The 12,998-nt window shown below is 71.6% G+C and carries 12 protein-coding genes; 3 read left to right on the top strand and 9 right to left on the bottom strand.

Annotated features, from left to right (window positions below):
- Positions 1 to 2: 2 nt before the first annotated feature.
- From OHA88_RS32490 to OHA88_RS32470, 5 genes are all read right to left on the bottom strand, one after another.
- A complete protein-coding gene (locus OHA88_RS32490) occupies positions 3 to 944 on the bottom strand; it encodes an ROK family glucokinase (protein WP_267005581.1) in 942 nt (313 codons plus the stop codon).
- A gap of 75 nt (positions 945 to 1,019) precedes the next feature.
- Complete coding sequence (locus OHA88_RS32485; RefSeq protein ID WP_328628116.1) at positions 1,020 to 1,478, bottom strand: DUF5304 domain-containing protein; 459 nt, start codon at positions 1,476 to 1,478, stop codon at positions 1,020 to 1,022.
- A gap of 105 nt (positions 1,479 to 1,583) precedes the next feature.
- Positions 1,584 to 2,846, bottom strand: a complete 1,263-nt coding sequence (locus OHA88_RS32480) for an ArsA family ATPase (RefSeq protein WP_328628115.1) — start codon at positions 2,844 to 2,846, stop codon at positions 1,584 to 1,586.
- Positions 2,847 to 2,850: 4 nt separating this feature from the next.
- Entirely contained in the window at positions 2,851 to 3,300 is a 450-nt protein-coding gene (locus OHA88_RS32475) for an SRPBCC family protein (protein WP_267005578.1), read from the bottom strand.
- Between the two features lie 132 nt (positions 3,301 to 3,432).
- Positions 3,433 to 4,239, bottom strand: coding sequence for a metallophosphoesterase family protein (locus OHA88_RS32470; RefSeq protein WP_326603217.1), 807 nt, complete (start codon positions 4,237 to 4,239; stop codon positions 3,433 to 3,435).
- A gap of 278 nt (positions 4,240 to 4,517) precedes the next feature.
- Between OHA88_RS32470 and OHA88_RS32465 the strand changes: the two genes are divergently transcribed.
- Both OHA88_RS32465 and OHA88_RS32460 read left to right on the top strand, forming a co-directional pair.
- A complete protein-coding gene (locus tag OHA88_RS32465; RefSeq protein WP_328628114.1) occupies positions 4,518 to 6,314 on the top strand; it encodes an AMP-dependent synthetase/ligase in 1,797 nt (598 codons plus the stop codon).
- Positions 6,315 to 6,410: 96 nt separating this feature from the next.
- Complete coding sequence (locus OHA88_RS32460; RefSeq protein ID WP_267005575.1) at positions 6,411 to 6,878, top strand: spore-associated protein; 468 nt, start codon at positions 6,411 to 6,413, stop codon at positions 6,876 to 6,878.
- A 48-nt stretch (positions 6,879 to 6,926) separates the two neighbouring features.
- Here the strand turns inward: OHA88_RS32460 and OHA88_RS32455 are convergent, their stop codons facing one another.
- Complete coding sequence (locus OHA88_RS32455) at positions 6,927 to 8,069, bottom strand: glycosyltransferase family 4 protein (protein WP_267005574.1); 1,143 nt, start codon at positions 8,067 to 8,069, stop codon at positions 6,927 to 6,929.
- Between the two features lie 100 nt (positions 8,070 to 8,169).
- Between OHA88_RS32455 and OHA88_RS32450 the strand changes: the two genes are divergently transcribed.
- Positions 8,170 to 9,468 carry a glycosyltransferase 87 family protein gene (locus tag OHA88_RS32450; RefSeq protein WP_328628113.1) on the top strand — a complete coding sequence of 433 codons (1,299 nt, stop codon included), beginning with the start codon at positions 8,170 to 8,172 and terminating at the stop codon, positions 9,466 to 9,468.
- Here the strand turns inward: OHA88_RS32450 and OHA88_RS32445 are convergent.
- The 3 genes from OHA88_RS32445 to OHA88_RS32435 form a co-directional block, all read right to left on the bottom strand.
- The gene (locus tag OHA88_RS32445) at positions 9,425 to 10,678 is read right to left on the bottom strand and encodes a hypothetical protein (RefSeq protein WP_328628112.1); all 1,254 of its coding nucleotides are present in this window, start codon (positions 10,676 to 10,678) and stop codon (positions 9,425 to 9,427) included. The genes OHA88_RS32450 and OHA88_RS32445 overlap by 44 nt on opposite strands.
- A 17-nt stretch (positions 10,679 to 10,695) precedes the next feature.
- Positions 10,696 to 11,721: a C40 family peptidase gene (locus OHA88_RS32440; RefSeq protein ID WP_328628111.1), complete on the bottom strand. Its 1,026-nt coding sequence runs from the start codon at positions 11,719 to 11,721 to the stop codon at positions 10,696 to 10,698.
- Positions 11,722 to 11,959: 238 nt separating this feature from the next.
- The gene (locus OHA88_RS32435) at positions 11,960 to 12,985 is read right to left on the bottom strand and encodes a C40 family peptidase (RefSeq protein ID WP_326603224.1); all 1,026 of its coding nucleotides are present in this window, start codon (positions 12,983 to 12,985) and stop codon (positions 11,960 to 11,962) included.
- Between the last annotated feature and the right edge of the window lie 13 nt (positions 12,986 to 12,998).

Raw genomic sequence — 12,998 nt, 5'->3', positions numbered from 1 at the left:
GCTCAGCCCTGCCGGGCCAGGTCCGCCGCGCCCACCAGTCCGGCCTTGCCGCCCAGTTGGGCCGCGAGCACCTGGGCGTGCGGGCGCCACTCGCCGCCGATCAGCCAGCGGCGGAACGACTTGCGGATCGGGCCGAGCACGAGCTCGCCCTCGTCGGAGACGCCACCGCCGACGATGAACGCGGACGGGTCGAAGAGCGAGGCGAGGTCGGCGAGTCCGGCGCCGGCCCAGCGGGCCAGCTCGCGGAACGAGTCGATCGCCACCGGGTCGCCCTGCCGGGCGGCCTGGCTGATGTGCTTGCCCTCGATGCCGTCCACCGTGCCGTCGCCGAGGCTGAGCAGGATCGTGGCGTTCTCCGGGGTGGCGTTGGCACGCTGCTTCGCGTACCGGACGAGGGCACGCCCGGAGGCGTACTGCTCCCAGCATCCCTGGCTGCCGCAGCCGCAGAGCAGCCCGTCCGGGACGACCCGGATGTGGCCGAATTCGGCGGCCACACCGAAGCGTCCGCGGCGCAGCTTGTTGCCGATGATGATGCCGCCGCCCAGGCCGGTGCCGAGCGTGATGCAGATGACGTCGTCGTGGCCCTGGCCGGCGCCGAAGCGGTACTCGCCCCAGGCCGCGGCGTTGGCGTCGTTCTCGACGACGACCGGGAGGCCGACGCGCTGCTCGACCTTGTCCTTCAGCGGCTCGTGCCGCCAGTTGATGTTCGGCGCGAACAGCACCGTGGCGCGCTTGTCGTCGACATATCCGGCAGCGCCGATGCCGACTGCTTCGACCTCGTGTCCCTCGCTCGCGCCGGATACCGCCGCCGCGATCGCGTCCACGATGCCTTCAGCCGTCGGCGGGGTCGGCACCTTGAACATCGAGAGGATCCGGCCCTCTTCGTCGACCACTCCAGCCGCGATCTTCGTGCCGCCGATATCGACGCCGATGGTGAGTCCCATGAATCCCTCAGTTTCGGTCGAGCCCCGCTATGGGCAACCGTACCCGAGCGCCGGTCCCCGCCCTATCGGTGCCGGTCAGTCCAGGTCGATGTGTTCGCCCGCGCCGGTGCCGTCGTCGCGCGGGTCGGTGGGGTCGTCGGCCTTCTTCGAGGGGCCGCCGGGGTCGGTGGCGCCCTGGGTCCAGCGGCGCTCCTGGCTCTCGACGGCGGAGCGGTAGGCGGCGAGGAGTTCGCTGCCGGCCGCGGCGATGTGGTCGAAGACATCAGGGTTGCGTTCGATGACCGGCTCGACGACGGACTTCGCCTGCTTGATCACCTGCTGTACGGCCCCCTGGGCGGCCACGCCGAACAGCGGGGACTGGAGGGAGGCGACCTTGTCGGCCACGGCATCGACCAGTTTGCGCAGTTCTTCGGCGGCGGAGCCGGGCGGCGGGCCGTGCTGGGCGCGGCGGCGGGCCTTCTCCGCTTCGAGATCCTCGGCGCAGGCCTTCGCCCACGCATCGTCGTCGACGGGACGATCGGTGGCTTCGCTCATGGCGGACTCCTGCGACATGGTTGCGGACGGTGACACGTACGGGACACGTACGGTGGCGCATACGGGACACGTACTACCGACGTTACCCGAACGGTGTTACGCCGTTCAGGAGGTCCGCGGCCACAGGCCCGGGTCCGGCGTGAACCGGACCCGCAGCACACCGTCGGTGAGCGCCGCGCCGGAGACGGTGCAGCGGCGCAGCCCGGACTCCAGTTCAACGATCCGGCGGAACGGGCCGACGTTCAGGAGCAATTCGTCGCCACGCCGCACCAGCTGGAGGTGCTCCTTGACGGCTCCGGGCAGCGGAAGGCACCAGACCAGGACCCCATCGGGGCCGTCCGGGACGCTCGGGCCCTCGATCCACCAGGGGTTGTCGGCGCGCCCGCCCGGCCGGTCGGCGGGTTCGACGGCGAGCCCGTCGCCCTCGAAGCGGCCTCCCCCGCTGCCCGCCGCCTCGGCGGTGGTGCGGTTCGCCCCGGCGTCGAGAAGAGTGAGGTCGTCCAGCCCCTGCGGGTCCCGGCCGAGGTGTGGCACCTCGCACAGGGAGGCGACCGGCGCCCACTCCTCGTACCAGTGGTCGACGCACTTCTCCTGCTGTGCGGCGAGAGCGGCGAACCACGGGTCGGACGAGTGACGGGGCAGCACCCGGTTGACGGTGAGGGTGTCGACGCGCAGGCCGTGCAGGGCGAATCCGGTGCGGGCGGTACGCAGGGCATCCTCGGCGGCGGGTCCGGGTTCGGCGACGAGGCGGACCGTGGTGCCCCGGTCCTCGACCAGCCTCTGGACGGCGGCCAGCTCGGCGTCGCGGCGGGCGGCGGTCTCGTACAGCCACTGGGCGGGCATCGGGACGCCGGCGAGCTGGGCGAGCATCGGGCGCAGAGCGCGGGCGGCCTGGCGTTCCGGAGGCAGCAGACGGCGCAGATAGCGGCGCAGCTGCTCGGGCAGGGCGAGGACGGCGAGGGCCTCGCGCAGCGGCGGCAGGTCGACGACGAGAAGCTCGTGGCCGTCGTGCGACCAGTCGCCCTCGGCGGCGCGGCGCAGGGTGTGCAGCAGGGCGAGTTGGCCGCTGCCGGGGAGTTCGGTCAGCTCCTCGGCGTCGAGCCGGTTGCCACCGAGCAGGTCGAGCACCGGGGACGCCTGCTCCTGGAGGGCGAGGAGTTCGGTGCGGAAGTGCTCGCCGGAGTCGACGCGGGCGAACCGGAGTCCTTCGGTGACCTCGGTGGGTTCCGTGGCGTCGGGGAAGCCGGGTATGGCGTCGGGGGAGAGCAGCAGCGTGCGGCAGCCCCGGCGGGCGGCGGCCAGTGCGGTCGCCGCCGCGACGGTGGTACGGCCGGCGCCGCCGGGGCCGGTGACGAGGACCGTACGCACCGGGTCAGCCCTGCGGGACGGACTCGACGCGCTTCTTCAGGCCGGCCAGTGCGCGGTCGATGATGACCTTCTCGGCCTTGCGCTTGATCATGCCGAGCATCGGGATCTTGACATCGACGGTCAGCCGGTAGGTGACCTCGGTGCGGCTGCCGTCACCGATCGGGGCCAGCGCGTAGGAGCCGTCGATGGCACGCAGCATCTGGGACTTGACCAGGGTCCAGCTGACCTCGTGGTCGCCGGTCCAGGTGTACGCGAGGGTGTGGTCGTCCTTGATCGCACCGGCGTCGAGGACGAGGCGGACCTTCTCGGCGCGGCCGCTGTCGTCCTTGGCGAGGATCTCGGCCTCCTTGACCTCGCCGGTCCATTCCGGGTAGCGGTCGAAGTCGGCGATCACGCCCATGACGTCGGCCGGTGCCGCCTCGATGGTGATGCTCGAGCTGGTGTGTTCAGCCATCGCTGTGGCTCCTCCAGTGCGGGGTACCGGTCGGTCGGCAGAGGCCTGCCGCCAGAAGGCTATCGCGTGCGCGGGGCGCATCCTCCCAGGGTCCGGTCGGCACGGCCCATCGATCCCGGTCGCCGGTCCTGGTCACCACTCCAGAGCCCACGGCCGGCCGGTCGACGCGAAGTGCCCGACGTTCACGCATTCGGTGGCGCCGATCCGCATCCGGCGGACCAGCGGCTGATGGACATGGCCGAAAATTGCGTATCGGGGACGGGTCCGGCGGATCGCGTCGAGCAGCGCCCGGCTGCCGCGCTCGAAGCGGCGCGCCACGGTGTCGTACGTCAGTTCCGGGACGTCGGGCGGGATGTGCGTGCACAGGACGTCCACCTCGCCGATCGCCTCGACCTTGGCGGCGTACTCCTCGTCGCTGATCTCGTACGGGGTGCGCATCGGGGTCTGCAGTCCGCCGCCGACGAAGCCGAAGACCCGGCCTCCGATCTCGACGCGTTCACCGTCCAGGACGGTGGTGCCGGGGCGGGCGTACTCGGGCCAGAGATCGGGGATGTCGACGTTGCCGTAGGTGGCGTACGTGGGGGTGGGGAGCGCATCGAACAACTCGGCGTACTGCTTGCGCACCGCGCCGACGATGGCGGCATTGCGGTCCAGGCCCGCCCAGAGACCGCGACCGAAGTCCCGGGCCTCCTCGAAGCGGCGGGCGGTGCGCAGTTCGACGATCCGGTCGGCGTTCTCGACGCCGAAGAGGTCGGGGAAGATGCCGCGCGAGTGGTCGGCGTAGTCGAGGAAGAGGACCAGGTCACCGAGACAGATGAGCGCGTCCGCACCATCCCCTGCACGGGCCAGCGCTTCGGTGTTCCCATGCACGTCACTGACCACGTGGATGCGGGTACGGCGTGCGGTGGCGGCATCACGGCTGTTCGGTCCGGCTCGCATGACGATCACCCTAGGACGACACCCGCAGCATGGGTAGAGCCGTCGGACCTGCGGTTACTTCCTGGTCGTAACTCGGGTGCACTACTGTGCGCGCAAGGGCCACCAATATGTGTGACGCATAAAACATCTGGCCGGAACCCCCTATCGGGAACCCAGTACTGATGGGTAACGTCCGGGCAGTCCAGTCGTGCTCACCCCACTGAGCACCCGCCAATCTTGGACCGCGCCGGTGCGTCACACAGAGCCGTGGCACCGGAGCCCGATGAGGAGCAGCAGTCTTGCGCGAGTTCAGCCTTCCGGCCCTGTACGAGGTCCCTTCGGACGGCAACCTGACGGATCTCATCCGCCGCAATGCCGCGCAGCATCCCGACGTGGCGGTGATGAGCCGCAAAGTGGCAGGCGTCTGGACCGATGTGACCGCCACCCAGTTCCTGGCCGAGGTCAGAGCCGCCGCCAAAGGCCTGATCGCCGCGGGCATCGAGCCCGGTGACCGGGTCGCACTCATGTCCCGTACCCGTTTCGAATGGGTGCTGCTCGACTTCGCGATCTGGACCGCCGGGGCGGTCACCGTCCCGGTGTACGAGACCAGTTCCGCCGAGCAGGTCCAGTGGATCCTCGGCGACTCGGGCGCGGTCGCGGCCCTCGTCGAGAGCGACGCGCACGCCGAGTCGGTCACCTCCGTGCGCGACCGGCTGCCCGGCCTGCGCAACGTCTGGCAGATCGACAAGGGCGCGGTCGACGAGCTGACCGCGGCGGGCACCCAGGTCTCGGAGGAGACCGTCGACCTGCGCAGCACGAGCGCCAGGGCCGACGACCCGGCGACCATCGTCTACACCTCGGGCACCACCGGCCGCCCCAAGGGCTGTGTGCTCACGCACCGCAGCTTCTTCGCGGAGTGCGGCAATGTGGTGGAGCGGCTCAGGCCCCTCTTCCGCACCGGCGAGTGCTCCGTTCTGCTCTTCCTGCCCGCGGCCCATGTCTTCGGACGGCTGGTCGAGGTGGCGTCCGTGATGGCACCCATCAAGCTCGGCTGCGTCCCGGACATCAAGAACCTCACCGATGAACTGGCCTCGTTCCGGCCGACGCTGATCCTCGGTGTGCCGCGGGTCTTCGAGAAGGTATACAACTCGGCGCGCGCCAAGGCGCAGGCCGACGGCAAGGGCAAGATCTTCGACAAGGCCGCGAACACGGCGATCGCGTACAGCCGCGCGCTGGGCACCCCCGAGGGCCCGTCCATCGGCCTGAAGTTCAAGCACAAGGTGTTCGACCGGCTCGTCTTCAGCAAGCTGCGGGCCGTACTCGGCGGGCGCGGCGAGTACGCGATCTCCGGCGGCGCGCCGCTGGGCGAGCGGCTCGGGCACTTCTACCGCGGCATCGGCTTCACGGTGCTGGAGGGCTACGGCCTCACCGAGACGTGCGCGGCCACCGCGTTCAACCCGTGGGACCGGCAGAAGATCGGTACGGTCGGCCAGCCGCTGCCCGGATCGGTCGTCCGGATCGCCGACGACGGCGAGGTGCTGCTGCACGGCGAGCACCTCTTCGCGGGCTACTGGAACAACGAGGCGGCGACGGCCGAGGCGCTGGCCGACGGCTGGTTCCACACGGGCGACATCGGCACCCTCGACGAGGACGGCTATCTCGCGATCACCGGCCGCAAGAAGGAGATCATCGTCACGGCGGGCGGCAAGAACGTCGCACCCGCGGTGATCGAGGACCGGATCCGCAGCCACGCCCTGGTCGCCGAGTGCATGGTGGTCGGCGACGGGCGGCCGTTCGTCGGTGCGCTGATCACCCTGGACGAGGAGTTCCTCGGCCACTGGGCCCAGGAGCACGGCAAGCCGGCCGGCTCGACGGCGGTGTCGCTGCGCGAGGACCCGGAGCTGCTGGCCGAGGTGCAGCGGGCGGTGGACGACGGCAACGCGGCGGTGTCCAAGGCGGAGTCCGTGCGTAAATTCCGCATCCTTGCCTCGCAGTTCACCGAGGAGGCGGGACACATCACACCGTCGCTGAAGCTGAAGCGGAATGTGGTGGCGAAGGACTTCGCGGACGAGGTCGAGTCCATCTACCAGCGCTGAGAGGGCCGTTGGCCGAAACCTGGCCTTGTCCCCCGTGCAGGGCCGGTGCAGGGGTCTGGATCACTCGAACCGATCCACTTCCCTAGGGAGACCCCTGTGCGTACCGCCTTCCAGCGGGCCGGTCTGGTCGTGGCCGTGGCAGCCTCCGCCCTCGTGGCGGTGCCCGCCACGGCCGATGCGGCAGCTGCCGCGGCCAGTCCGACCGCGGTCTGCGGGGCCGACGGTTACAGCTACTCCGTCGTCGCCTCGTCCCCCGTGAAGTTCAGCAGCGGCACGGTCGCCGGCACCGTCTACCTGATGTACAGCAGCGGGAACGGCAAGAACTGCGTCGTGACGGTCAAGACCTCGTACACGGGCACGGCCACCTTCACCACGGCCCAGCTCATCATCCAGAACGGCAACACGTACGTCGACCAGGGCAACTACACCAGCTACGCCGGACCGGTCCGGGGCAGCGCCGCGGGCAAGTGCGTGAAGTACTGGGGCTCGATCAACACCGGGCCGGACGGACAGGCCGGGGCCAACGCCAGCGGCGGTCGCATGAGCTGGGGCAACTGCGGCTGAGAACAGTGCGCTGCCCGGCGCAGGACGCGGCGGGCAGCGCATTCTGTCTCACAGCAGCGTTCTGAGCCGCTCCGCAAGCAGGTCCCAGCGCCACTTCTCCTCGACCCAGGCCCGGCCCCGCTCCCCCATCCGCTGCCGCAGCTCCGGGTCGCCGAGCAGGGTGGCGATCCGGTCGGCGGACTCCTCCACGGAGCCGCCCCGCACCACCCAACCGGTCTCGCCGTCCAGTACGGCGTCGGGGGCGCCGCCCGAGTCGCCCGCCACCACCGGCAGTCCGGTCGCGGACGCCTCCAGGTAGACGATGCCGAGCCCTTCGACGTCGAGGCCGCCGCGGCGGGTGCGGCACGGCATGGCGAAGACGTCGCCCGCGCCGTAGTGGGCGGGCAGCTCCTCCCACGGCACCGGTCCGGTGAACCGTACGGAGTCGCTGACGCCCGTCTCCTCGGCGAGCTTCTTCAGGTCCTTGGCGTACGGTCCGCCGCCGACTATCAGCAGTACGGCGTCCGGCTCCCGTGCCAGGATCGCGGGCATAGCGAGGATCAGGGTGTCCTGCCCCTTGCGGGGCACCAGCCGCGACACGCAGACGACGACGGGCCGGTCCGTGAGCCCGAGCCGGGCCCGGACCCGGTCCCCGCCGGAGTCCGGATGAAAGGTCTTCTCGTCGACGCCGGGCGGCAGTTGGACCATGCGGCCCGCGGCTTCGGGGGTGAGCGCGGCCGCGATCCGGGAGCGGGTGTACTCGCCGAGGTACGTGATGGTGTCCGTGCCCTCGCCGATCCGGCGCAACAGCTGCCGGGACGCGGGCAGTTGGGCCCAGCCCGCCTCGTGCCCGTGAGCGGTCGCCACCAGGCGCCGGGCACCGGCCTTGCGTAGCGCCGGCGCCATCAGCCCCAGCGGGGCGGCGGCACCGAACCAGACGGACGTGCAGTCGTGTGCGCGCAGCAGCTGGACCGCCCGCCGGGTCACCCGGGGGGTCGGCAGCAGCATCGTCGTACGGTCGCGGACGACGGTGAACGGCTGCTCGGCATCGAACGCGGCGGTGGCCTCGATGCCCTCGGGGCTCCGCTTCCAGGTGGAGGCGTAGACGACGATTTTTCCGGGGTCCAGGCGCAGTGCCATATTGTGCAGAAATGCCTGGATACCGCCGGGTCGGGGCGGGAAGTCATTGGTCACGATCAGGGTCTTGTCCATCGCCGCTGACAGTACCGAACAGCTGGGCCTGATGGCTCCCGCACAGAGACGCCGTGCATCATGGCTCATCGAGCCACCGGCGAAGGGGATGAGTGCGGCCATGACGGCAGCAGGCGGCACCGGCAGATTTCTCGCACCCGTGGCGGTGTGGGCCCTCACCAGGGCCGCGTTGCTGCTCTGCGTCCTGAAGGTGATCACGCTGCCGGGCCCGGACGTGACGAGTGACGTCTCGGTGATCTACCACGGCTGGTCCGAGGTGCTGCAGAGCGGCACGTACCCGCAGTCCGATGTCACCTGGCAGTACCCGCCCGTCGCGGCGCTCGCCATCCGCTCCCCCGCCCTGCTGCCGTTCCTGGACTACACCTCGGCCTTCTTCGTCCTCGTGTGCCTGTGCGACGCGCTGGTGCTGGGCCTGCTGCTGTACGCGGGCCGGCGGACCGACAGGCGGACGGCGGGCGGCTGGGTCTGGGTGGCGGGGGTGCCGCTGCTCGGCACGACCGCGTACGCGCGCTACGACGTGATGGTGACGGCGGTCGCGGTGGCGGCACTGCTGGCGGGGGCGCGGCATCCGCGGGTGCTGGGGACGCTGGCCGCCTTCGGTGCGCTGCTCAAGGTGTGGCCGGTGCTGCTGCTCGTCGGCACGGCGCGCGGGGAGCGCACCCGCCGCTCGTGGACGGCGGCCGCGGTGACGGCGGCGGGTCTGCTGGTGGTGTGTGCGGCGGCGATGCCGGGTGCGCTGGCCTTTCTCGGCTTCCAGCGCGACCGGGGCACCGAGGTCGAGTCGCTGGGCGCGCTGGTCTTCCATGTGGCCCGTCAGTTCGGCTGGCAGGGCCGGGTGGAGCTGAACTACGGATCGCTGGAGTTCCTCGGTCCGCATGTACCGCTGGTGAGCACGCTGGCGCTCGGTCTGAGCCTGATCGCCTGCGGCTGGCTGCTGGTGTGGCGGCTGCGGGCCCGCACGTTCGGGGCGAGCACCACGGCCGACGCGGCGTTCACTGCGGTCCTGCTGTTCACGACCACCAGCCGGGTGATCAGCCCCCAGTACATGCTGTGGCTGGTCGGCCTTGCGGCGGTCTGCCTGGTCTTCCGGTCCGGCCGGATGGGATTGCCCGCCGGACTGGTACTGGCAGCGACGGGCGTCACGCAGCTGGAGTTCCCGCTCGGGTTCGTCCATGTGGTGACCAGTGACGCAACGGGCGTGACGCTGATGTTCGTACGCAACGGCCTGCTGGTCGCGGCGACCCTGGTCGCCGCGAGGCGGCTGTGGCAGCGGACGGTGACCGAGCCGGGGAGGCCGGAGCAGCCGGTGCCGGTCCGGCCGGTCCCCTGCCGCGCGTCCGCACCGGCCGGGGACGTCAGCCGAGACGGGACCGCAGATACTCCCGCCAGCGCGCCGTGAAGTCCTGCTCGGTCGTGCCGAGCACCTCGTGCAGGGCCTGCTCCACCGCTCCGTCCCGCCCTGAGTGCCCCCCGACGGCCCGGTAGAAGGCGAACAGCTTCTTCTCGCCCCAGTGGTCGGCGATCAGCGCGCAGGCCAGCCAGCCGCCCTCGTACGCCCTCGCGAGGTGCCCGGAGTCGCCACCGAAGCGGAAATCCTCGTCCGTGGGGAGTGCGGCGGGCAGCTCGCCGCGCCGGACGGCTTCCGCCAGTTCCGGCGCGGCCTGTGCGGGGGTCCGGTCCTCGGCGCGGTAGGCAGCCCAGTCGGCGAAGCCCTCGGAGAGCCAGGTCGGGGTCGCGGCGGAGGTACGGGCGCGGGTGGCGACATGGGCGGTCTCGTGGGTGAGGACGACCCGCTGCCCGAACGTGCCGAGCATCGCGTACGCCTGCGGGTTGATGATCACCCGGTCCGCGGGCGTCCGGCCCGGGCCGCCGGTCTCCCCGGTGGTGACGGCCGCGATGCCCCGGTAGTTCGCCACCGGGTCCCCGAGCAGCCCGGCCATGTCGTCGACCGTCTTCGGCACGATCACCACCACGCGGGCGGCCCAGTGCTCCGGCCAGGCGGCAGAGAGGGCGGGCACCGCGCGGTCCTCGGTGTCCGCGATCCGGCGCAGCTCCTCCTGCGTGCGGCCCACTCCGAGGACGAGGCTGTGCGCGCCGTGTACGACCCGCACGTCGCCCTGCTGCCAGAGCTGCCGGCCGCTGTCCTTCCCGGCCCGGTCAGCCGCTATGTACCAGCGGCCGTCCGCCCCGTGCCGTTCCAGGTCCAGGACACGGTCGACGGTGACCGGAGCGCTGTCGTAGCCCGCGATCCGGTACCGCAGTTCGACGTCGGCGGTGGCCTTGTCGGTGCCTTGCTCGCGCACATCGGTCACTGAGTACGTCCACGAGCTCAGGGGCACGTCGGCGAGGTTGGCCAGTTCACGGCGCTGGGCCGTCCGCAGCCCGGTGGCCCCGGGGGCGACCGTGGCCGCATAGGCGTCCGGGTCGTGGTCCAGGACGGCGGCGGCTCGGCGGTCCAGGGTGGCGCGGACGTCGCGGACCGTGGTGTCGGGGGAGGTGGCGGCGGGGGCCGTGCAGGCGGCCGCGAGCAGCAGGACGGCGAGTGCCGCGCCTGTCGCCCGCCACCGTCCGTCACGTCCCCGGCCTGCCGTACGCCCCTGATCAGCCACCCGGTCGAGGGTACGGGTCAGATGCGGGTGACCGACGAGACGGGCATCATGCCGACCGGGTCGTAGCGGACCGGGGCACCCGGGTACGGGGCGTGGATCACCTGGCCGTTGCCGACGTACATCCCGATGTGACTGGCGTCCGCCCGGTAGGCGACCAGGTCGCCCGGCCGGGCCATGGAGAGCGGCACCATGCGTCCGGCGTACCGCTGGGCCTGGGAGGTGCGCGGCAGGCTGACACCGGCCTGCGCGTACGCCCACTGCATCAGCCCGGAGCAGTCGAACCCCGCAGGCCCGTTGGCACCCCAGATGTACGGGCGCCCGACGGCGTGCCGGGCCGCCAGCACGGCGGCCGCCGCCCGGGACGAACCCGGCGGCAGATCGATCATGCCCGGGAACACGTCGTCGCGGCCGGTGCGCGAGGTCCTTTCGAAGGCCGCCCGGTCCGCGCCCGGCAGGGAGCTCAGCAACTGCCGGGCCCGCTCGAGCTTCTGCTCGACGGTCCGTTTGTGGCGGGCGGCGGCGGCCCGGTTGCGCTCCAGACCGGCCAGCGAGCGGGCCGCCTCCGCACGGGCCTGTGCGAGCCCGCGCCGGGCTCTCTGGAGCTTCTGCAGAGTGCCGGCCCGCCGGACGTTCAGCCGGTCGAGGGTGGCCGCCCGGTCGAGGTAGCTGTCCGGGTCCGAAGAGAGCAGCAGGGCGAGCGAGGGGTCGATGGAGCCTGCGCGGTACTGCGCGGCGGCGGCCGAACCGACCGCGGTGCGGAGCCGGTTGATCTGCTCCTGGTCGCGGGCCGCCCGCTCCTGGGCCCTGATCACCTCGCCCCGCAGCCGCTCGGCGTCCTCCCCGGCCTTGTTGAACTGCTCGGTGGCCCGCTCGGCCTCGCCGTACAACCGGTCGACCTCGGCCTTCGCGGCCCGGGGCGTGTCCTGGGGTTCGGCGTTCGCGGTGGCCGCCCCGAGTGCGGCGGCAGCGGTCGCCGCCGACAGGACTGTGATCCGGACGCTCCGGTTGACGCCGGGCTGTGTGGAACGGCGATGGGACACCACAGGACGCCGCACTCCCTTCCGCTGTACGCAGAGGTGCACAGCCCCCTGCCGCCCGGGGCGGGCGGACCGACGGACGGGAGCTGCACAGCAGGCAGACAGTAGCCGCGCGACTACGGAGCGCCCAACGGCCTCGCCGATCGGGTGAGGGGTACGAAAGCCGCCGCCCCGCCGGTGACCTGTGGTCTCCGGCGGGGCGGGCAGTCGGTCGGGGCGTGGGAATTCGCCCGTTCGGGCGTCGTCAGATGCGCACGCCGACCTGGAAGCTGCCGATGGTGTTCATCGACTCGTAGCGGACCACCGCGCCCGGCTTCGGGGCGTGCAGGACGGTGTTGTTGCCCGCGTACAGGCCCACGTGCGCCGTGTTGTTGAAGAAGACCAGGTCGCCCGGCTTGAGGGCGCTGCGGCCTATCTGGGTTCCCTGGTTGATCTGGGTGTACGTGGTGCGGGTGATCGCGGCGCCGGCCTGGGCATAGGCCCACTGGGTGAGGCCCGAGCAGTCGTAGGAGCTGGGGCCGGTACCGCCGGAGACGTACGGCTTGTTGAGCTGGGTGGCGGCGGCCCGGAGGGCGGCGGCGCCGAGGGCGGAGGCGGGGACCTCGTTGCCCAGATCGACCCGGCTGCCCGCGTCGCGGCTGGCGCGCAGGTCGTCCTGGCGCATCTTCTCGCGCTCGGCGGCGGTCAGGGTGTTGAGCAGACTCCGCGCCTCGGCGAGCTTGCCCTGGAACTTCTTCTTGTTCTCACCGAGCGTCTTGCGGACGTCCGCGAGGTCGGCCAGCTTGTCCTGGGCCTCCTTGCGCTGCTGCGCGAGGGAGCGCTGCTTCTCCTGGATCTTCTCCAGGGACTCGGTCTGCTTGGCCGTCAACTGGTCGAGGGCCGAAGCCTCGTCGAGGAAGCTGTCCGGGTCGGAGGCGAGGAAGAGCTGCACGGACGGGTCGATGCCACCGGAGCGGTACTGCGCGGCGGCGAGCGAACCGAGGCCGCCGCGGAGCGTGTTCAGCTCCTGCTGACCGCGGGCCACCTTGTCCTGCAGCGCACCGATCTGCTTCTCGAGCTTCTCCTGCTGCTCCTTGGCCCCGCTGTACTTCTCGGTGGCCGTCTCCGCCTCGTGGTAGAGCTTGTCGACCTTCGCCTTGACCTCGCTCTTGGTCGGCTTGGGGTCGGCGTGGGCGGCCTGGGAGGTCAGGGCAACGGCCGCGGCGGCGGTCGCGGTGAGCACGGTCACGCGGGTGCGGCTCGGCTGCTTGGGACGACGGTGGGACGCCACGAAGGCGAGCTCC

Origin of the sequence: Streptomyces sp. NBC_00353 (assembly GCF_036108815.1) — a bacterium.
Classification (GTDB): Bacteria; Actinomycetota; Actinomycetes; order Streptomycetales; family Streptomycetaceae; genus Streptomyces.
The sequence above is the reverse complement of the archived record's forward strand: the minus strand, read 5'-3'. Positions and strand labels throughout refer to the sequence as shown.

Bases quoted from the DNA above. Each gene is read 5' to 3' on its own strand.
- OHA88_RS32450 (WP_328628113.1), top strand. From the start codon at position 8,170: ATGACGGCAGCAGGCGGCACCGGCAGATTTCTCGCACCCGTGGCGGTG.
- OHA88_RS32470 (WP_326603217.1), bottom strand. From the start codon at position 4,239: ATGCGAGCCGGACCGAACAGCCGTGATGCCGCCACCGCACGCCGTACC.
- OHA88_RS32475 (WP_267005578.1), bottom strand. From the start codon at position 3,300: ATGGCTGAACACACCAGCTCGAGCATCACCATCGAGGCGGCACCGGCC.
- OHA88_RS32490 (WP_267005581.1), bottom strand. From the start codon at position 944: ATGGGACTCACCATCGGCGTCGATATCGGCGGCACGAAGATCGCGGCT.
- OHA88_RS32455 (WP_267005574.1), bottom strand. From the start codon at position 8,069: ATGGACAAGACCCTGATCGTGACCAATGACTTCCCGCCCCGACCCGGC.
- OHA88_RS32485 (WP_328628116.1), bottom strand. From the start codon at position 1,478: ATGAGCGAAGCCACCGATCGTCCCGTCGACGACGATGCGTGGGCGAAG.